Origin of the sequence: Providencia sp. PROV048 (assembly GCF_033688165.1) — a bacterium.
Taxonomy (GTDB): domain Bacteria; phylum Pseudomonadota; class Gammaproteobacteria; order Enterobacterales; family Enterobacteriaceae; genus Providencia; species Providencia hangzhouensis.
Genome location: NZ_CP096360.1, coordinates 1177471 through 1197919, shown reverse-complemented (window position 1 = coordinate 1197919; position 20449 = coordinate 1177471). Strand labels below are relative to the sequence as shown.

Sequence of the window (20449 nt, the reverse complement as noted above, 5' to 3'; positions counted from 1 at the left end):
AAAATAATTGTTCAAAAAGAAAGGCACCTCAATAACAATTATATTGAAGTGCCTTAAAATCGATATCATTAATTAAAATGAGAATTATTTCGCTTTAACGTTCCCAATAAGACTCTTCTAAGCTATCTTCTTTTTCAGGTAAGCCACGAGTCAAACGAGGCGAATGCTGAGTTAATACTTGATAACTTACACGATTAGCATATTTACATACTTGAGCTAAAGAAGAATACGTTAAGTATTGGCGCTCATGTTTACTGGAATTAGGCACATTAGAACGGTGGTAAGAATTGGCGGTAATATCGTGAAGTAATGCCGATAAAGCCCCGTCTCCCGCCCCATTTGTGTTCATTATTTTCTCAGGTCCCCCCATATAAGGCTCGATATGAGAGAAAATTCGTAATGGAACTTGGCAATCTTGCTGGCGCATTGCTCGGCTAAACTCGTACAAGTTAAATTCTGCAATTGCCCCCGGTAATAGTGGATGTTGCGTCGTACGTTTATAGGCGTCTTCGGTGTAGCCTGCCATATACAGGCCTGATGAGCCCGCCGTACATAAAACTAAATCTACCCAGTCTAATGCCATATTAGAGGCAAGTAATGGGTCACTCAGCCCTGTAAGTTCCTGCGCTTCGTCTTCATTCATTGCAACTACTGAAATATGTTCCGCTAAAAAATTACGCCAAAACTGAGGGTCTTGAGCAATAACAAATTTAGTTCCGAGTGTTAACACGACGGGGACATTGTGCTTTTTCGCATACGCAATAGCCTGCATAGTTGCATCAGGCATGGTTTCTCCGGGTTTACAGCGGACTAAATAAGCTGTTAATACCAACGCAGAAGCCCCGGCAATAATGTCCTCGGGAATGCTATTTGGGTGCAAGCGATTCATATGGCCAGGGCTGATAGCAAACGTTCGCTCGCCATTTTCAGTGATCAAGGTAAAACAGCGCCCGATAGGCCCGTCCACACCTTGTAGAAAATTCAAATCCATGCGACTTGAGGTGTGACATAAATAGCGATACGCATAGCTACCAATTTGGATGCTATTGCACATTGTGCCCAATAAAACTGACCTGTCATCGGCTAAAACCGAATAGTTGTGCAGCGTATTGCCAATCGTTCCACCTGCAAACTCATGAGTAATCAAGGCATTATCTGTAAGTTCTTTATACAAAGCTTCGGCGACATCGTCTTCAATAACCAGCGAATGCCCCTTACTCAATTGATAGCGCTGAATGAAGTCGTCATCCACTTTCGCTTCAATATCGACTAATGTTTGGTCGATACCAACAATATAGGACTTACAATTCTCATCATCCGCCAATGTTTCTTTTAAAGGCTGTAATAAAGGATCTCTGAGACTAACAGGAAAATAGTGTTTTGACTTGCGTTGACCGGGGAATTTCATAATTAGAAGATTAACAATGGAACATCACCCTATTCTAGCACGATAAAATAAAGCCAGCACCTGCAAAGAAGGCACTGGCCCCATTGTTTGTCATTTGGAAGTTATTTTATTGATTTTGATATTTATAATCGCGATAAAGCTCCCGACTTAACACAAATGCACAGCTCAAAATTAAACCGAGTATTGCGCTTAATGCAACAATTAACGATGATTTTGGTGAATCTTTATGCAACGGTAAGTCTGGCGTTAAAATAAACTTAACGGGTGTAAAATCTAATTCTTTAGCGGTTACTTCTTGTAAATTATCAAGGTAAATTTTACGGTTCTGTAAATTTTCGCTCATCAATGCCAAATCACGATTTTGAGTTTCAATCAGTAATTTTTTCTCTAAAGCTTCAGTCCCTAACGCAATAGGGTAATCAGGGTCATCATTGATAGCAACAGATTCGCTGGCGATCGGTTTTTCAATTCCAGCGGCTTTTGCAATATCAACAGCTCGTTTAAGCCTTTCAACCTTAACATCGTATTCAGTTTGAATTTTGCTGACTTCACGTTTTAGTGACTCACTGGCATAAATAAGTTTCTCTGAAATCATATTATCGATTTCAACTTTTAGCTGTTGCCTTACTTTCGATGCACTATAACGAATATAGCCTTCAAGTAAATCTTGGGCTTCAGTTGGCAACGGAGCAGTGAAGCTTAAAACAATATCATTTGAAGTACTGTTTTTTTCTTTTGACAGATCTTGAATTTTAATATCATTCGAAATGATTGAATTTACTAGCCTTTGCTGAGCGATAACATCATCTTTTGGGTCAATTTTCTCTGCCAGATTATGGTAATAATCAGTACTTCTTATATAACTTTCTTGATTAACTTTCGAACGATACTGGTCAACAAATGCATTAAAAATACGTTGAGCACTTAAATCAATCGGAATATCTAATACATCCAGTTGAGCTTTAAATGCGTTAACTTCTTTGAGCTCTTCAGATGCAGGAGGAATGACAATAGCAGTACTGCTCCATTTTTGAGGTAATAGTTTTACAACACCAACACTCACCACAATACAAACAACCGTAAATATAAGAATCAAAAATTTATGTTTTAACAAAATGGAAAACAAGGCCATTAAATCAATTTCATCGTTTTGCTGTATTTGAAATTGATGAGCAGAAGGTGACTTCTGCTCTATATTACCTTGTGGTGGCTGCTGCTTATTGCTCATATTAATTCCAAAAGACATAACATTTATTCAATCATTTATAATTTCAGATAAGTGATTATAGTCTATAATCAGCTTATTGATATATCGATAAGCAAACTTTTCTGCATTATTTTACTGAATTGATTACTTTAGAACATCTTGAATTATTGAATTAATCATATGAATGCTATTCGGATTATCATTTAATGCCGGTATGTAATTATATTTATTACCACCACTACTCATAAAAAACTCTTTATTTTGCTCGCTAATTTCTTCTAATGTTTCTAAGCAATCAACTGAAAAACCAGGGCAAATGACCTGAACTGACTTTACGCCTTGGGAGGGTAACTCATGCATCGTTTTATCCATATAAGGCATCAACCAAGGCTCACGTCCAAAACGCGACTGGTAGGTCAGCATGACTTTATCACTTGGGTAATTTAACGCCTCACGGAGCACCTCTGCCGTTTTTTCGCACTCTTGCTGGTAAATATCACCTGTATCGCAATAACGCTGTGGAATGCCATGGAACGACAATATTAGCCTATCGGGTTCACCATGCAGGGCAAAGCTTGCTTCTATCGAGGCCACTAAAGCTTGAATATAAGCAGGATGTGTCGCATAGCTACGAATGAATTGCACGCTTGGAATGGTACGTCTACTTTCAAACGCTCGGGTTAATGCATCATAAACCGCTGCAGTTGTCGTGCAGGAATACTGTGGATACAGTGGAAGAACCACTAAGTCGGTAACACCTTGGTCTAGCAAACTATCTACCGCACTTTTAATTGAAGGCGAACCATAGCTCATGCCTATCTCTACAGCAATATTAGGCAATAACTCTGCTAACTTTTGTTTTTGACGCAAAGAATAAACCAGTAATGGTGCCCCCCCTTCTAACCAAATAGACTTATATAACTTCGCCACTTTAGAAGAGCGAAGAGGCAAAATCGCCCCATGTAAAATCGGCTTCCAAATCAAGCGCGGTACATCAATAACGCGTTTATCACTAAGAAATTCAGCTAAATAGCGTTTCACTGCTGAGGTTGTTGGGGCATCAGGGGTTCCTAAGTTTGCTAACAAAATGCCGTATTTTTTTTCTGACATGAAACAACTCCTAATTGATAATTATTCCCAACTTTAACACAGTTAATTAACGATTTTTGTCACCAAGTGGTATAAAAAACAAAGGCAGCGATCATCGCTGCCTCCATATAATACCTTATACTTAAAATAATTCGAATTGCAGTTACGATTACTGCAACACAAAGCATGGTAAGTACAAATATTAACCTAAGATTTTTGCTAGTTCTTCACTAACTTCTGCCACTTTACGAGTACCGTCTAATTTGAAGTACTTGGTATTACCTTGTTTAGCTTCATTTTGGTAATACGCAATTAAAGGTGCAGTTAATGCATGATATTCAACCAGACGCTTACGCACGGTGTCTTCTTGGTCATCTTTACGGATGGTTAATTCTTCACCTGTTACATCGTCTTTGCCTTCAACCTTTGGTGGGTTGAAGTTGATGTGGTAAACACGGCCTGATGGCGCATGTACACGACGGCCAATAATACGCTCAACAATGATTTCGTCTGGTACATCAAATTCCAGTACGTTATCAACAGTGATACCCGCTTCTTTCATCGCGTCCGCTTGTGGGATTGTACGAGGGAACCCATCCAACAAGAAGCCATTGCGGCAGTCATCTTGTTTGATGCGCTCTTTAACTAATGCGATAACTAATTCATCAGTAACTAATTTACCGTTATCCATCAGCTCTTTAGCTTGTAAGCCGAGTTCGCTCCCTGATTTAACAGCTGCACGTAACATGTCACCTGTTGAAATTTGAGGGATCCCAAACTTTTCCATAATAAATTGAGCTTGAGTGCCCTTACCAGCGCCTGGAGCGCCAAGCAGAATGATACGCATTGCGTAAACCCCTTGCTATTTAGATTTTTATAATTTGAAAAGAAAACAAGCTACCATACCATTAGCATACGGCTTTACTCAAGAACACACGTAAACGATTTCGCATTTATCTTTTTTCGCAAAAGAAAAAAACCACGCTAAAGCACAAGCAAAAGCGCGGTTTATGCTCAATATCGAAAATATCAAATTAAATTACTTTAGAAGTAATTCATTGATTTTACGAATAAATAGGTTTGGATCTTCCAATGTACCACGTTCTGCTAATAATGCTTGATCCAACAATACATCTACCCAATCAGCAAACACAGATTCATCTGACACTTCTGCGGCTTTTTTCACCAATGGATGTGTTGGGTTCAATTCGAAGTTATATTTTACTTCTGGCGCGGCTTACCCTGCTGCTGCAAACAGTTTTGCCATTTGTGTGCTCATTTCATCCGCATCTGTCGTAACAATGGCAGGCGTATCCGTTAAGCGATGTGTGAGTTTAACTTCTTTAACACGCTCACCAAGGAATGATTTAACGCGTTCAACAAATGGCTCTAATTGCTTATCCGCTTCCTCTTGCTCCGCTTTGTTTTCATCCGCTAGCTTATCTAATGACTCGTCTGCTTTACTCACGGATTGGAACTGTTTACCGTCGAATTCAGACAGATAGTTCATCATCCATTCGTCAATACGGTCAGATAACAGTAGGACTTCAATACCTTTTTTACGGAATAGCTCAAGGTGTGGGCTGCCTTTCGCCGCCGCATAGCTATCTGCAGTGATGTAATAAATTTTATCTTGGCCTTCAACCATGCGGCTTACATAATCTTCTAAAGATACGTTCTGTACGCTGCTATCGGTATGAGTTGTTGCAAAACGCAGAAGTTTAGCAATAGTTTCACTATTTGCCATATCTTCCGCAGGGCCTTCTTTCATCACCAAGCCAAATTGTTGCCAGAAGGTTTGGTATTTTTCTGTGTCAGATTTAGCCAGTTTCTCAAGCATTTGCAGAACACGTTTCGTTAATGCGCTGCGTAAACTACGAGTTAATGCGCTGTCTTGCAGTATTTCACGAGACACGTTCAGTGGTAAATCATTGGAATCCAACACCCCACGAATAAAACGCAGGTAATTAGGCATAAACTGTTCTGCGTCATCCATAATAAATACGCGTTGAACATAGAGTTTCAAGCCGTGCTGTTGGTCACGATTCCATAGGTCAAATGGCGCTTTAGACGGCACATACAGCAAGCTCGTATACTCTTGCTTACCTTCTACACGGTTATGTGACCATGTTAGTGGGTCTGCGTAGTCATGGGAAATATGTTTATAGAATTCAGCGTATTCTTCGTCTGAAATTTCAGATTTGCTACGAGTCCACAATGCTTTCGCTTGGTTAATTTTTTCCCAAGTTACCGTACCGTTTTCTTCATTTTTTTCTTCGATTTCAACTGGTAAAGCAATATGGTCAGAATATTTGCTAATCACTGAACGTAAGCGCCAGTTATCCAGATATTCCTTTTCATCATCGCGCAAATGCAAAGTGATTTCAGTGCCGCGTTCCGCTTTTTCAATATCAGCGATGGTGTATTCACCTTCACCAGCAGATTCCCAGAACACACCTTCATCGACAGGGGCACCAGCTGCGCGGCTACGTACAGTCACTTTATCAGCCACAATAAATGCAGAATAGAAGCCCACACCAAATTGACCAATCATTTGGCTATCTTTGACTTGGTCACTACCTAATGACTCTAAGAATGCTTTTGTGCCTGACTTCGCGATAGTGCCGAGGTTTTCAATCACCTCTTCACGGCTCATACCGATACCGTTATCACTGATGGTCAATGTACCTTTTTCTTTATCGGCACTAATACGCACGCGCAGGTCTCCATCGTTTTCATACAGTTCTGGTTTAGATAATGCACGAAAACGCAGTTTATCCGCCGCATCTGATGCGTTGGAGATTAATTCACGTAAGAAAATCTCTTTATTTGAATAAAGAGAGTGGATCATTAATTGGAGGAGTTGTTTAACTTCTGATTGGAAACCACGAGTTTCCTGTCCTTTCATACTCATTAATCGCCTCTATTTCATCAATCTAATTGGATAGGTTTGACTTATCGATGCAGATTAGTTGGGGGCAAAAAAATAGAATTCAACCACTAACCACAAATTAGAAGCTAAATTAATATGAATGAAAGGAAATGACCGAAGACTACGATGCTTTTGCTTGAAGGATATTTTTGAATTAAGGGTTTTGCTTTGAGGGGTTTGCCTTTAAATTTTAAAAACAGCACCTCACCATCATCCTCTAAATAATTTGTGCCGTAGCTAGGCGTCGAATGCATTAATCCCTGGGAGCATACACAAGTATGTGACTAGGGTTGATGCATGAAGACAACAACGCTACGGCGCAAAGAATGACGAGGACTTTAGAGCCGTTGGCGCCCCGCCAACGAGTGAGAAAGTGTGGTTCCATCAACCATTTCCAACTCCCCCCCCACAGGCACCCCGTGTGCAATTCGGCTCGCAGCCACCCCATATTGCGCGCACATTTGGCCAATATAGTTTGCTGTCGCTTCACCTTCAACCGTTGGGTTGGTTGCTAAAATCACTTCATTGATAGTCTCTGATGCCAAACGCTCTTCTAGTCTATCAAGACCGATATCCATTGGGCCAATACCATCAAGTGGTGACAAATGCCCCATCAGCACAAAATAACGCCCGGAAAATTGCCCGGTTTGTTCTATTGCATAGATATCTGCTGGGCTTTCAACAATACAAATCAAACCATTTTGTTGGCGGCGAGGGTTATCGCAGATATTACAGACCTCTTGTTCTGTAAATGTTCTGCAATCACGGCAGTGACCTATTTCAGACATGGCACGAGTGAGCGATTGCGCTAAACGCATTCCCCCACTGCGGTCACGCTGTAAAAGATGAAAAGCCATTCGCTGCGCTGACTTGGGGCCAACCCCAGGGAGACAGCGCAGAGCTTCCATCAAAGATTCAAGAAGCGGACTTGTTTGCATTAGAATGGCATCTTAAAGCCTGGTGGTAATTGCATACCACTGGAAACACTTGCCATTTTTTCTTTCTGCGTTTCTTCGATACGACGAGCAGCATCATTAAATGCCGCAGCAATCAAGTCTTCTAACATTTCTTTGTCGTCTTCGAGTAAGCTAGGGTCAATTTCAACACGGCGGCAGTTGTGTGAGCCGTTAATCGTCACTTTAACTAAGCCAGCACCAGATTCGCCTGTAGCTTCTAGTTGAGCGATTTCTTCCTGAACTTTTTGCATTTTATCTTGCATTTGCTGGGCCTGTTTCATCAGGTTACCCAATCCACCTTTACCAAACATAGTTATCTCTCACAACTGAGGCTACAGCTTAACAATGAGACTGTAGCGTTAAACGGGGCGAATACTCTCTTCATCTAATTGCGCATCAAACATTGAGCGCAGTTTTTGAATCGTTTTATCCGCAATAATAGACTGGCGCGCTTGTGCCAGTTTTTCTTCATAAATCGCCTGTCGCCATTCTAGCGGGGTTTTCACCTCGCTATTATCATCATGAACGATTTTCAGTTCAACAGTACGACCATATAGTTCGCTCAGAGCTTCTTCCAATGCTTTATGTGCCGATGGTTTATCGAGGTGCTTCTGAGCCGAGCGCAAATGTAAAACAATTTGCGACTCACTTAATTCTTCTATATATGAATTCAAAGCTAATTGTTCAACCAGTTTGGGAATATTTAATTTTGCGATTTTCCCAGACCAGCTATCACGAATTCGCCCTTCCTCAATAATTTTAGCGGCTAATTCAGGCGTTTTTTCATATTCCAACGCCTCTTTGATTTCACTTGGCGTTGTTATTGCCTCTTTTGGTGCCATCGCCTCTTCATTTTGAGGCTTCCATTGGTACTGCTTTGATTTTTGTGGTTTTGCTGCCTGAGCCGCTTTATTTACCACATTTTGTTGATGTTTGCTGGTCACGGCGGCCAGCCTTTCCAGTGCTGATGCCGCCGGCTTAGCCCTTTCAGGCATCACCGGTTTAGCCTTTTTTGGGCTAGGATCCTCACTTTGTGGAGATTGTAGCGCCTGCCTAGCCTTCAATAACTGTAATGTTGGGCTATTGTCTGGCAGATTTTCTGCTCGTGCTTGAACAGGAGGCACCCTTTGCACCATATTTGGTGCAGCAGGCGATGCCGATTGAACAGCCGCCTGCGTAATAACTTTTGGTGGAGCTTCAATTTCAGCAATCACATTTTTCGGATGAAAAGCTAATGCACGTAACAATGCCATTTCAACCCCCATACGCCGCTCAGGAGCATAAGGGAGTTCTTTTCTTCCAACTAATAACGTTTGGTAAAACAGTTGGAGATCTGCAGGAGAAATTACCCTTGCGACCTGCCGTAGCCGCCCTTCTATCGATGATGGGTCTGTTTCTTGTTCAGCAGGAAGCAGTTGGATCATCGCGATACGGTGTAATTGCGACAAAACTTCCACCAGCAAGTTTTCCCAATCCGCACCGCGACTAGCAGCTTGCTCTACCTGTTCCATCACCGCCATGCTATCGGCACGTACTAACGCTTCAATAATCGCTAATGGCTGTTCATCATCAAGGGTTCCTAGCATTTGGCTAACTATATCAGCCGTTACTTTCCCTTGCCCCATCGCAATGGCTTGATCAGTTAAGCTTAATGCATCACGTAAACTGCCATCCGCCGCTCTTGCAATGAGCTGGCGAGCTCGTTGGTCATGTTCAATATTTTCTGCATTCAGAATAAGTTCAAGCTGTTCACTGATTTGCGTGACATCTAATGCTTTTAGGTGGAATTGCAAACAGCGAGACAAAATGGTCACGGGGAGTTTTTGCGGGTCCGTCGTCGCTAACAAAAACTTCACATGTTCAGGCGGTTCTTCAAGGGTTTTTAATAACGCATTGAAACTATGACGAGACAACATGTGTACTTCGTCAATTAAATAAACTTTGAAGCGCCCACGTGCCGGCGCGTATTGGACGTTGTCTAATAATTCACGAGTATCTTCGACTTTAGTTCGGGAAGCCGCGTCAATTTCAATTAAGTCAACAAATCGCCCTTGTTCTATTTCAAGGCAGTTGGCACATTTACCACAAGGTGATGCAGTGATCCCTGTTTCGCAATTAAGGCCTTTGGCAAATAGGCGAGCAATCGTCGTTTTTCCTACACCACGTGTACCGGAGAAAAGATAGGCGTGATGAAGCCGCTGATGCGTTAGCCCATTAGCGAGTGCAGTCAAAACGTGCTGTTGGCCAACAACGTCTGAAAATTTTTGGGGGCGCCACTTACGGGCAAGTACCTGATAGCTCATGGATTCCACTGTCATTTAACATGGTACGTGAATATATATAATCATAGTACCATGCTACCACAGCCTCAACCTATACAGCGAGACTGTGATAAAAATAGAGGGAAAATAAAGATTAGTGGCCTGGGAATTCAACAAGGCTATAAGAAGAAACACCTTCTTTTTGCAGGCGCTCAACGCCGCCAAGGTCAGGTAAACAGATGATAAATGCGGCATCAACAACATTAGCACCGAGTTGTTTGATCATTTTAACTGTCGCTTCCACTGTACCACCTGTGGCAAGTAAGTCATCAACCACTAAGACATTATCTTCAGGGCTGATACTATCTTTATGGATTTCAAGTGTATCCGTGCCATATTCAAGGTCGTAAGTCATACTCAATACTTCACGTGGTAATTTCCCTTTTTTACGTACAGGGACAAAACCTACGCCTAAACGTAATGCAACTGGAGCGCCGAATAGAAAACCACGCGCTTCAGTTCCTACAATTTTAGTGACGCCTTTATTTTGATAATGTTCCACTAACATATCAATCGTTGCTTGGTATGCAGCAGGGTTATTTAATAAAGTCGTAATGTCACGAAAGATCACACCTTCGATTGGATAATCTTGGATAGATGCGATACTTTCTTTAATCAATTGCAGTTGTTGCTCTTTAGCGGTCATAATAAAAGCCATGTAGTAAACACGAAAGTGTAGAATCTATGTAAAGTACCATAAAAATGCAATAAGAAGCCGTCAATTTGGCATCAGTTTTGTTGCTGAATATCAATTTTCCGCTATTTTTCACATTTAATGAGAACAAAAAATGAAAATTCCCGCTCTTTTGGATGCGTTAAAAAAGCAAATTGATGAATTGAAAACACGAGTGGAGCCCATAAAAGACCTTGAGTTTTCACATTCACGTTTCGATATGCAATTGTTTAGCCGCAAATCAACCCGTTTAGGGGATTGCCAAAATGAATTGCAGACGTTGTACCAGCAATTGTGCCATAGCGTAACGTTAAACCACACTGAGCAAGTTAATTTTCTTACTGAAAAAATCGTCCATCAAATGCAGGCAATTTCACGAGAGATCTCTACACAAGCTTTACGCGAAAAAGAATCAAATTTTACTAAGAAAAAGGAACAAGTTGATTTATATGAACGTTTATCACAACACCAAGACTATGAACGACGCTTGCAGGCCATGGTGAGTGAAAAAGAACTTCATTTAAGTGAGCTAACCGACCACCGTTCGCAGCACCAGTGCCAAAAAGAACTCGCTGTACTCGCAGGCCGTTTGTACCGTTGCCGCCAAGCACTTTTGCGTATTGAAAAAGCCATTGAACATCAAGAAAATCAATATTTTGATTAAATCTTAGAAGGAATCAGTATGAGTTCACTCAAGGATGCTCCACAAGAAATCCAACTTGCTGTTGATTTAATCTACTTATTAGAGACGTCTGAGATAGACACCGATGTAGTTCTCAAAGCACTTGAAATCGTGAAAAATGATTATATTGCAAAACAAGTGCAAGCAGCAAAAACTGCCTGCACCAAAGAAACTTAATGAGTTTAGTGCGTTTTATCATCACTATCTTTAGGTGTTCGCTTCACTTCTTGCACTTCATCACCTTTACTATTGTGTAAATGCACTTCTAACTGATTGAATGCAATATCAATATCATTTTCTCGACATAGTTTGTCTATCGCACGGTTCACTTCATCGCTGGTTACGCCACGGTCACCAATCTGCCGTACATAAAAACGTAATTCGTGATCTAACGTGCTTGCACCAAAACTGGTGAAATAGACATTAGGAGCAGGTTCAGTCATTACCTTGCTATTATTGGTTGCCGCAGACAATAAAACGCGTTTCACTTTATCAAGATCAGAGCCATATGCCACACCGATCGCTATGGTGATACGTGTGACGGTGTCCGATAGCGACCAGTTGATCAACCGTTCAGTCACAAAAGCCTTATTAGGAATGATCACTTCTTTGCGATCAAAATCAACGATGGTTGTCGCACGAATGCGAATTTTACTAACTGTTCCTGAATAGGTCCCAATAGTGACGGTGTCGCCAATACGGATCGGCCGCTCAAACAGTAAAATGATCCCTGAAACAAAGTTGGCAAAAATTTCCTGTAAGCCAAACCCTAACCCGACGGTCAAAGCTGCTGCCAACCACTGCAATTTGTTCCATGTCACGCCAATCATACCTAATGAGGCAATCGCGCCAATCCCCACGATAATATAAGTTAATATTGTCGTGATCGCATAAGTAGAGCCCTGACGGAGTTTTAACCGTGATAACACCAATACTTCCAGTAACCCAGGGAGATTTCGCGTCATCACCCAAGACACAATGATAATCACAAGAGCTAAAATTAAATTCGCTAAGGTTACGAATTGTAAGATATTTCCCCCTTCTGCCGATGTGGCGGTATAGCTCCATAAGTTCACGCTATCTAAGAAAGAGAAAATGGTGATGAAGTCAGACCAAATTGCATAAAACGCTAACGCAAAGATAATAAACAACACCATCGTTGTGAGACGTAATGATTGCTGGCTAATCAGCTCAATAGTCATTGGTGGCTCTTTAATTGGCTCGTTTTCAGTATCTTCTTGCTTCGACATCGCACGGCGTTCTATGGCACGTTGATATGCTAATTTACGAGCAACCAGTGTTAAGCCTCTCAAACACGCGCTATAAGTGATATACCATAGGAGTAATAGGTATAAACTGTCGATCCAACGGTTTGCCAAGCGCAATGTGGTGTAATAATACCCCGCCATCATTAAGCCCACTAAAATTAATGGCGAAAATGTCAACAATGTCACAACGATACTGCGCGTTAAGTGACTCCCTTTCTCTTGCCAAACTTGTTTGCAAAATGGAATAGTAAAGATGCACAGTAGAATAAGAGAAACCAGCACGATCAACTGGCCAATCACGTCCTCAGACACTTTCAGTGGGTTGCTAACACCATAAGTAGAAAAGAAAATGAGTGGCAATAGAGGAATAGATAGCCTGATCATCCTGCGTCGAGTCTGGGATATTTTTTCTTTTTCGATACCAAAGTGTTTTTGTGCAATACCTTGTGGTTTTAATACTCGGAAAGTCAGCTCAAATAATGCCCAAAATATCGCCAATTGTTGGCAAAATTGCCAAAAGAATGGCCCTTGCACATTCCCTGTTTTCAAAAACCAATAGCCAAATGCCAGTAAAAACAGTGAAATAGGTAATGTTTGCATTAATGTTAACAACAGTGCCAACGGGGTACTTAATACACTGTCATTACGTAAGCTGGAAAGCCGTTGGTCAATATCCTGCAGTCGGTTACTAATTTTGCGATTAAACCAAATAAACAGTAATGCGACTAAAACCAGTGGAACAACGACCAATAATGAAGCCGTCACTCCACGCTTAATACTACGATTCGATAAACTAAAATCAAAATTATGAATCTGTGCTGCCGCAGCTTCAGGAAAACCTTTAACCCATTCCAAATCCATCGGTTTATTACTATTCACCCAGAATATTTGCTGCGCCAAGGTATTTTCAAGAGACCCCACTACACTCAATAATTGGTTTTGATCAAGTTGCAAGTTGATTGCTTGGGAAATTTGCCCGCCAAGCTGCTGGTTGAGTTCATCTAATAACCCACGACGTACTTCCAATAGTTTCAATAACGTAGATTTATCCTCAGCGGATAATAATGCGCTATTTGCCAGCTCATCCCCTGTTTTTACCTCAAATTGCTGTTCCAACTTAGTAATATAATCATTAGGTTGATAAAGCTCATCACGCTGTTGGTTAATATCAAATTGCTCAAGCCGCAAATCAGCAATCGTTGTGGGTAAATTTTTCGTTAAAATGTCTGGCGGCAAGTCAATTTGTTGTTGAAATAAAATTCGTGAGAGCAATAAGCTACCGCGTAATACATTAATTTGCTCTTTTAAATTTCGTTCGGACTGCGTCGCTCTTTCAAGCCATGTTTTAACTCGAATACCATTTTGCACCAGTTTATTGCTATTTTCGGTCACTGCGATTAAACGGTCACTGAGCGCATTATTAATCGCAATTTCTTTTTGAATAATGGGATTCTGTTGCGCTTCAATATCGGTTTCAGAAGTACTCAGCGCCTCGCGTACCGTTGATTGGGAGTCATTTAGTCGGCGATGGCTAATCGCATTTTGTACTTGCTGAATATGGTGTTCCAATTGCTCAATATATGCTGCGGTATAATCACGTTGTTTTTGCAGCACATCTTGTAATTGAGTGTTAGCCTGTAGAATACGTTTTTGATATTCATTTTGTTGCTGCAATAAATACTGTTCAACTTGCAGCATGGTAATTTGAGTAGGTCTTAAATTTACAGATTCATTCAATGAACTATTTAGCTCATTGCGAATTTCTTGTAAGCGCCTCGCATTTTCCAACATCATCGCTTGTGCCCTTTCAGGCTGTGTCTGTAAGCCAATTAATTGGCTACTATAGGTTGCAAGGTCATTTTGTTCTGTTTGCAGATTTTCTAAATAAGAGGCTTGTAATGCTTCTAGTTGTGAAAGAGAACTATCTTGTATTTTTCGTAGGAAATTTTCGGTGCGTTGCTCATTTTCATTTTTTATTTGCAACAAACCTTGTGCTGCTTGTTTCGATTCTTCACTCGCGCTATTCAGTTTTTTTTGCAGTTCAGCCGTTCGCTGTTCGAGTTTATCCAGCTCGTTATAAAAATCTGAGGTTTTTTCCAGATCAGCGAGAGCAAGTTTATCTTCCTCACTGAGTGAACTTTTTTTATTCAATGCGTTGAGCGCATTTTTTATTTCATTCTTATCAGGTAAGTTATTTGATGTTAATGCCGTAATTGAACTGGAAAAAGATATGATGAAAAAAAACAGTGTTATTGATACTAACTGCCGCCACTTCCATTGTTGTTTCATCATAATGGCATTCCTTTATACAAATAATAATATTGTTTAATTAAACCAAAGTGCCGATAGTCGCCTACCAACACTTACTTTCACCTAATTAAACACATTTTACGTAAAATGTTAGAAAGTTAATACTTTATCTGCCGTTAATGTCCAGCTTGCAAGCTCGACTAACGTGCCTACCTCAACACCATCAGCAAGGGTTAACTCACTTACACCTCGGGCATCTGTACAAGTTTTACATAATTTAATGGGGACATTTTGTGCCGTTAAAATCTCTAACATTTGTTGAAGATTATAGCCTTCTTTCGGCTTTTGAGCTGCCAAACCTGCGGTCACAGCATCTGACATCAGAAATATTTTTAAATCTAACTGCGGCTCTTGCTCTTTTAACGTTATCGCTAATCGCAATGAGTTGAACAATATTTCACTGCCGTAAGGTGCGCCATTAGCAATAATCAAAATAGAGGTCATATTGTACTCCACTTATTCAGTTTGAATGGGTTTTAACCGGATTGCGGTATTACATTTTAGTGTTTCTAATAGTGTATCAACCAATGTAATTGTATGTTGATTAGTATTAAAATTTTCTGATTGGAGTAGCCAGTTTTCTAACAAACCAGACATTAATGAACGGATCATAATCGCAGCACATTCCACATCAAGATCAGCAGGAAGTTGACCTGCATCAATACAGGCAGTCAAGTTATCAACTATTCGACATTGACTTGCGACATAATTAGCGCGTTTAAAATCAACTAACTCTGCCATTTCGCCAACTAATTCACACTTCAAAAAGAAAATTTCCATCAAAGCGCGGTTTTTAGGGCTTTCAATAAAATCAGTCAAAATATAAACTAATAATTCTCTTAGTATTGAAAGTGGATCATTGGTATATTTAGAACGATAATATTCTTCAGCTTGTACTATTTGGTTATCACCAAATTCACAAGCTTGATAAAAAAGATCAACTTTGTTTTTGAAATGCCAATATATTGCACCTCGGGTAACCCCCGCTGCTTTTGCAATATCGGCTAATGATGTGGCAGAAACTCCTCGTTCAGAGAATGTTTTGATGGCAGCATCTAATATTTCCTGACGGGTTTCTTCAGCCTGTTGTTTAGTTTTTCGTGCCATTGTGACCCGTTTCTATCGAAAGCTGATTTACATACATTCGTGTATGTTTGTACTATAGCATAGTGATAAATCATATTGTTTACCATTTTTCTTATTTTTGTTTTGAACTCATATTGATTAATTGAGGTTAACTTATGCGAAAAAACAGAGGGGTGTTACCTCTGGCTCTGTTAGTTCTTTCAGGTGGCTTGGCTTTATCTGGTTGTAACGATGAACAACAAGGTGGCGGAGAACGCCCGGCGCCTGAAGTAGGAATTGTTACGCTTAAAGCCGAACCTCTGACTCTCAAAACCGAGTTACCAGGCCGTACATCCGCATTTCGTGTTGCCGAGGTTCGCCCTCAGGTTAGTGGCATCATATTGAAACGCAACTATAAAGAAGGTAGCGACGTAGAAGCAGGGACATCTTTATACCAAATTGACCCAGCACCATTCCAAGCAACCTATGACAGCGCAAAAGCGGAACTTGCAAAAGCACAAGCCAATGCGAATCTGGCTGCATTAACGGTGAAGCGTTATAAACCATTGTTAGGTACTAATTACATTAGTCGTCAGGAATACGACGAAGCGACCTCAACCTATGCACAAGCACTTGCTGCCGTCAAAGCGGCTGAAGCTGCGGTTGAAACGGCACGTATCAACCTGAATTATACCAAAGTAACTGCACCGATCAGCGGCCGTACCGGTAAATCGAATGTGACTGAAGGGGCTTTAGTATCCACAGGACAAGCCACTGAATTAATGCGTGTTCAGCAACTTGATCCTATCTATGTTGACGTAACACAATCGAGTGACGATTTTTTACGTCTCAAAAATGAGATAGCGAAAGGCGCTGTACAGCGAGAATCAGGGAAAGCACCTGTCTGTTTGATCAACAACAACGGTCAAGAATACGCACAAAAGGGTGTTCTGGAATTCTCTGATGTCACTGTTGATGAAACAACAGGGTCTATCACCATGAGAGCCATGTTCCCTAACCCGAACAAAGAGTTACTTCCAGGTATGTTTGTTCGTGCTGTATTAGAAGACGGTGTTATTGAAAAGGCGATTCTAGTTCCACAACAAGGCTTGACTCGTACGGCTCAAGGAACTTCTCAAGTCATGGTTGTTGGCGCAGAGAATAAAGTTGAAGTCAGAAAAGTTAAAGCAGGACAAGCAGTTGGCAACAAATGGCTGGTAACTGAAGGTCTACAAGCAGGTGATCGTGTCATTGTCATCGGCTTACAAAAAATCAAACCAGGAATTGTTGTGAATCCTAAGGAAGCAAACTTAGAAACGCAATCCATAGACAATCAGGCAAAACCTGAAGAAAAGTCTAAATAAGGGAGCGGCTGATTAATGCCTAAGTTTTTTATAGAAAGACCAATTTTTGCGTGGGTAATTGCAATTATCACCATGCTTGCTGGTCTGTTGGCAATTATCCAGTTACCTGTTTCGCAGTACCCGACCATCGCGCCACCGGCTGTTTCTATTTCAGCTAACTATCCGGGAGCGGATGCTGAGACGGTACAAAATACAGTAACGCAGGTTATCGAACAGAACATGAACGGTATCGATAACTTGGTATATATGTCATCGAGCAGTGATTCATCAGGTTCTGCTAGCATTACGCTAACATTTGAAGCAGGAACTGATGGTGATATCGCGCAAGTACAGGTGCAAAACAAATTGCAACTGGCGATGCCATTGTTGCCACAAGAAGTTCAGCAGCAAGGTATTAGTGTCGATAAATCAACTAGTTCATTCTTAATGGTTGCGGGTTTCGTTTCTAGCGATGGCTCAATGGGGCAATACGATATTGCCGACTACGTAGGGTCAAATATTAAAGACCCACTTAGCCGAGTTAACGGTGTAGGTGAAACTCAACTGTTCGGTACCCAATATGCAATGCGTATTTGGTTAAAACCAGAGCAACTCGTTAAGTACAACATGACCACAACAGATGTCATTAATGCGATCAAGGTACAAAATAACCAAGTCGCAGCAGGGCAACTCGGTGGTTCACCGTCTGTAGCAAACCAGCGTTTAAACGTTTCTATCATTGCGCAGACACGTTTAAATAGCCCTGAAGAATTTAGCAATATTCTATTACGTGTAAACCAGGATGGTTCACAAGTGCGTATTAAAGATGTTGCTGATGTCCAATTAGGTGCTGAAAACTATAGTACGATTGCCCGCTTTAATGGTAAGCCAGCAGCAGGTATCGGTATTAAACTGGCAACCGGAGCTAACGCTTTAGATACGTCTAATAACGTCCGCGCTGCGCTTGAGGAAATGAAGCCTTTCTTCCCTCAAGGATTAGAGATTGTTTATCCATACGATACGACCCCATTCGTTAAAATTTCAATTAACGAAGTGGTTAAAACGTTAGTAGAAGCAATCATGCTGGTTGTTGTCGTTATGTATTTGTTCCTACAAAACATCCGTGCAACACTGATACCAACGATTGCAGTACCTGTCGTATTGTTAGGTACCTTTGCTATCTTGTCGGCATTTGGTTATTCCATAAACACCTTGACCATGTTCGCGATGGTACTCGCCATCGGGCTTCTCGTCGATGACGCCATCGTCGTTGTTGAGAACGTTGAGCGTGTTATGCAAGAAGAAGGCTTGTCACCAAAAGAAGCGACCAAAAAATCAATGGGTCAAATCCAAGGTGCGTTAGTCGGTATTGCAATGGTGCTGTCTGCGGTATTTATTCCTATGGCCTTCTTTGGAGGTTCTACAGGGGCAATTTACCGTCAGTTCTCAATTACCATTGTATCCTCCATGATCTTATCAGTACTGGTTGCGATGATCTTAACGCCAGCACTGTGTGCCACCATGTTGAAGCCAATTGAAAAAGGCAGCCATGGTAGCCAAAAAGGATTCTTTGGATGGTTTAACCGCACATTTGAAAAACAAGCACACCACTACACCGACAGTGTAAGCCGTATGCTTAACGGCACGGGCCGTTATTTAGTGATTTACCTGCTGTTAGTGGTTGGTATGGCGTTCATGTTCGTCCGCTTACCGTCCTCTTTCTTACCAGCGGAAGACCAAGGGGTATTCTTGTCAATGATCCAATTACCACCGGGATCAACGCAAGAACAAACCCAAGCGGTATTGGATGAAGTGAATAACTACTACCATACCGAAGAAGCCAAAAACGTTGAGTCGGTCTTTACCGTTGGGGGCTTTAGCTTCGCAGGTCAAGGTCAAAACATGGGTCTCGCTTTCGTCGTTCTGAAAAATTGGAGCGAACGTAAAGGCGATGAAAACCACGTTGATGCGATTGTACAACGTGCGAATATCGCACTGTCACAAAAACAAGAGGCACTGATTTACGCCTTTAACCTACCAGCGATTGTTGAGTTAGGTACCGCAGACGGGTTTGACTTTGAGTTAGTCGATAAAGGTAACTTGGGGCATGATAAACTGATGCAAGCCCGCAACCAGTTACTTGGATTAGCTGCTCAGCACCCAGAAATGCTTCAAGGTGTTCGTCCAAATGGTCAGGATGATACCTCGCAATACCGTATTTATATTGACCAACAAAAAGCACAGGCTCAAGGTGTCGCTATCAGTGATATCAACGCAACATTGAGTTCTATGTTTGGTGGAAGCTACGTGAATGACTTTATCGACCGTGGTCGTGTGAAGAAAGTTTACGTACAAGGTGACGCAGAAAGCCGTATGTTACCTTCTGACATCAGTAACCTGTATGTTCGCAATAACCAAGGTAAAATGGTTCCGTTCTCTGCCTTTATGGACGAATCCAAAGATCCTTGGAAGTATGGTTCACCGCGTTTAGAGCGTTATAACGGTGTCCCTGCGATGAACATTCAAGGTCAGGCAGCTCCAGGGAAAAGTACTGGTGATGCGATGCTGTTAATGGAAAAACTCACCACTGAAAACCTGCCTGAAGGAATTGGTTACGAGTGGACAGGTATGTCATATCAAGAACGCTTAGCAGGTAACCAAGCCCCTGCTCTGTACGCAATCTCCTTGATAGTGGTCTTCCTGTGTTTGGCGGCTCTCTATGAAAGCTGGTCAGTTCCATTCTCAGTTATGTTAGTCGTTCCATTAGGTATTATTGGTGCGTTACTGTTTACCAGTGTTCGTGGTCTAGACAACGACGTTTACTTTAAAGTGGGTCTCTTAACAACCATTGGGCTCTCGGCGAAAAACGCAATCTTGATTGTTGAATTCGCCAAAGACTTGATGGAAAAAGAAGGTAAAGGGTTAGTCGAAGCAACACTGAATGCAGTTAAAATGCGTTTACGACCAATTCTGATGACATCTTTAGCATTTATGTTAGGTGTTATCCCACTGGTGTTTAGTAACGGTGCAGGTTCTGCATCCCAGAACTCAGTAGGTACTGGTGTTCTTGGGGGAATGTTTGCCGCAACCTCATTGGCTATCTTCTTCGTTCCTGTATTCTTCGTGGTGATCCGTCGCCGTTTCTCGAAGAAATCAGAAGATATTGAACACAGTCATCCACCAACAGCACAATAA

At 41.4% G+C, this 20449-nt stretch carries 15 protein-coding genes and 1 pseudogene; 4 read left to right on the top strand and 12 right to left on the bottom strand.

Annotated features, from left to right (window positions below):
• Positions 1 to 94: 94 nt before the first annotated feature.
• From M1F26_RS05055 to apt, 9 genes and pseudogenes are all read right to left on the bottom strand, one after another.
• Positions 95 to 1408, bottom strand: coding sequence for an inosine/guanosine kinase (locus tag M1F26_RS05055; protein WP_140171228.1), 1314 nt, complete (start codon positions 1406 to 1408; stop codon positions 95 to 97).
• A gap of 106 nt (positions 1409 to 1514) precedes the next feature.
• Positions 1515 to 2636: an LPS O-antigen length regulator Wzz(fepE) gene (gene wzz(fepE), locus M1F26_RS05050; RefSeq protein WP_140171230.1), complete on the bottom strand. Its 1122-nt coding sequence runs from the start codon at positions 2634 to 2636 to the stop codon at positions 1515 to 1517.
• Between the two features lie 123 nt (positions 2637 to 2759).
• Positions 2760 to 3725: a ferrochelatase gene (hemH, locus tag M1F26_RS05045; RefSeq protein WP_140171232.1), complete on the bottom strand. Its 966-nt coding sequence runs from the start codon at positions 3723 to 3725 to the stop codon at positions 2760 to 2762.
• Between the two features lie 181 nt (positions 3726 to 3906).
• The gene (gene adk, locus M1F26_RS05040; protein ID WP_102139393.1) at positions 3907 to 4551 is read right to left on the bottom strand and encodes an adenylate kinase; all 645 of its coding nucleotides are present in this window, start codon (positions 4549 to 4551) and stop codon (positions 3907 to 3909) included.
• A 192-nt stretch (positions 4552 to 4743) separates the two neighbouring features.
• Positions 4744 to 6612 (bottom strand): annotated as a pseudogene (gene htpG, locus M1F26_RS05035) (molecular chaperone HtpG).
• Between the two features lie 362 nt (positions 6613 to 6974).
• Positions 6975 to 7574 (bottom strand): recombination mediator RecR, encoded by a 600-nt coding sequence (gene recR, locus M1F26_RS05030; RefSeq protein WP_004260396.1) that lies wholly within the window; start codon positions 7572 to 7574, stop codon positions 6975 to 6977.
• Positions 7574 to 7903: a YbaB/EbfC family nucleoid-associated protein gene (locus M1F26_RS05025; RefSeq protein WP_004260403.1), complete on the bottom strand. Its 330-nt coding sequence runs from the start codon at positions 7901 to 7903 to the stop codon at positions 7574 to 7576. The genes recR and M1F26_RS05025 overlap by 1 nt, the downstream gene beginning before the upstream one ends.
• 48 nt (positions 7904 to 7951) lie before the next feature.
• Positions 7952 to 9895: a DNA polymerase III subunit gamma/tau gene (gene dnaX / locus M1F26_RS05020; protein WP_140171236.1), complete on the bottom strand. Its 1944-nt coding sequence runs from the start codon at positions 9893 to 9895 to the stop codon at positions 7952 to 7954.
• A gap of 112 nt (positions 9896 to 10007) precedes the next feature.
• Entirely contained in the window at positions 10008 to 10559 is a 552-nt protein-coding gene (gene apt, locus M1F26_RS05015; protein ID WP_036958374.1) for an adenine phosphoribosyltransferase, read from the bottom strand.
• A gap of 142 nt (positions 10560 to 10701) precedes the next feature.
• On the opposite strand from apt, the gene priC reads away from it, so the two are divergent.
• Both priC and M1F26_RS05005 read left to right on the top strand, forming a co-directional pair.
• Positions 10702 to 11250 (top strand): primosomal replication protein PriC, encoded by a 549-nt coding sequence (gene priC, locus M1F26_RS05010; RefSeq protein ID WP_004260412.1) that lies wholly within the window; start codon positions 10702 to 10704, stop codon positions 11248 to 11250.
• A gap of 18 nt (positions 11251 to 11268) precedes the next feature.
• Positions 11269 to 11445 (top strand): DUF2496 domain-containing protein, encoded by a 177-nt coding sequence (locus M1F26_RS05005; RefSeq protein WP_140171237.1) that lies wholly within the window; start codon positions 11269 to 11271, stop codon positions 11443 to 11445.
• Between the two features lie 5 nt (positions 11446 to 11450).
• Here M1F26_RS05005 and mscK read toward each other — a convergent pair whose 3' ends face one another.
• The 3 genes from mscK to acrR all read right to left on the bottom strand — a co-directional run bounded on the left by mscK (position 11451) and on the right by acrR (position 15953).
• A complete protein-coding gene (gene mscK / locus M1F26_RS05000) occupies positions 11451 to 14828 on the bottom strand; it encodes a mechanosensitive channel MscK (RefSeq protein ID WP_140171239.1) in 3378 nt (1125 codons plus the stop codon).
• A gap of 108 nt (positions 14829 to 14936) precedes the next feature.
• A complete protein-coding gene (locus tag M1F26_RS04995; RefSeq protein WP_140171241.1) occupies positions 14937 to 15290 on the bottom strand; it encodes a DsrE/DsrF/TusD sulfur relay family protein in 354 nt (117 codons plus the stop codon).
• Positions 15291 to 15302: 12 nt separating this feature from the next.
• Positions 15303 to 15953: a multidrug efflux transporter transcriptional repressor AcrR gene (gene acrR / locus M1F26_RS04990; protein ID WP_094960963.1), complete on the bottom strand. Its 651-nt coding sequence runs from the start codon at positions 15951 to 15953 to the stop codon at positions 15303 to 15305.
• Between the two features lie 134 nt (positions 15954 to 16087).
• Between acrR and M1F26_RS04985 the strand changes: the two genes are divergently transcribed.
• A complete protein-coding gene (locus tag M1F26_RS04985; protein ID WP_318837656.1) occupies positions 16088 to 17275 on the top strand; it encodes an efflux RND transporter periplasmic adaptor subunit in 1188 nt (395 codons plus the stop codon).
• Positions 17276 to 17290: 15 nt separating this feature from the next.
• Positions 17291 to 20449, top strand: coding sequence for an efflux RND transporter permease subunit (locus tag M1F26_RS04980; RefSeq protein ID WP_004260435.1), 3159 nt, complete (start codon positions 17291 to 17293; stop codon positions 20447 to 20449).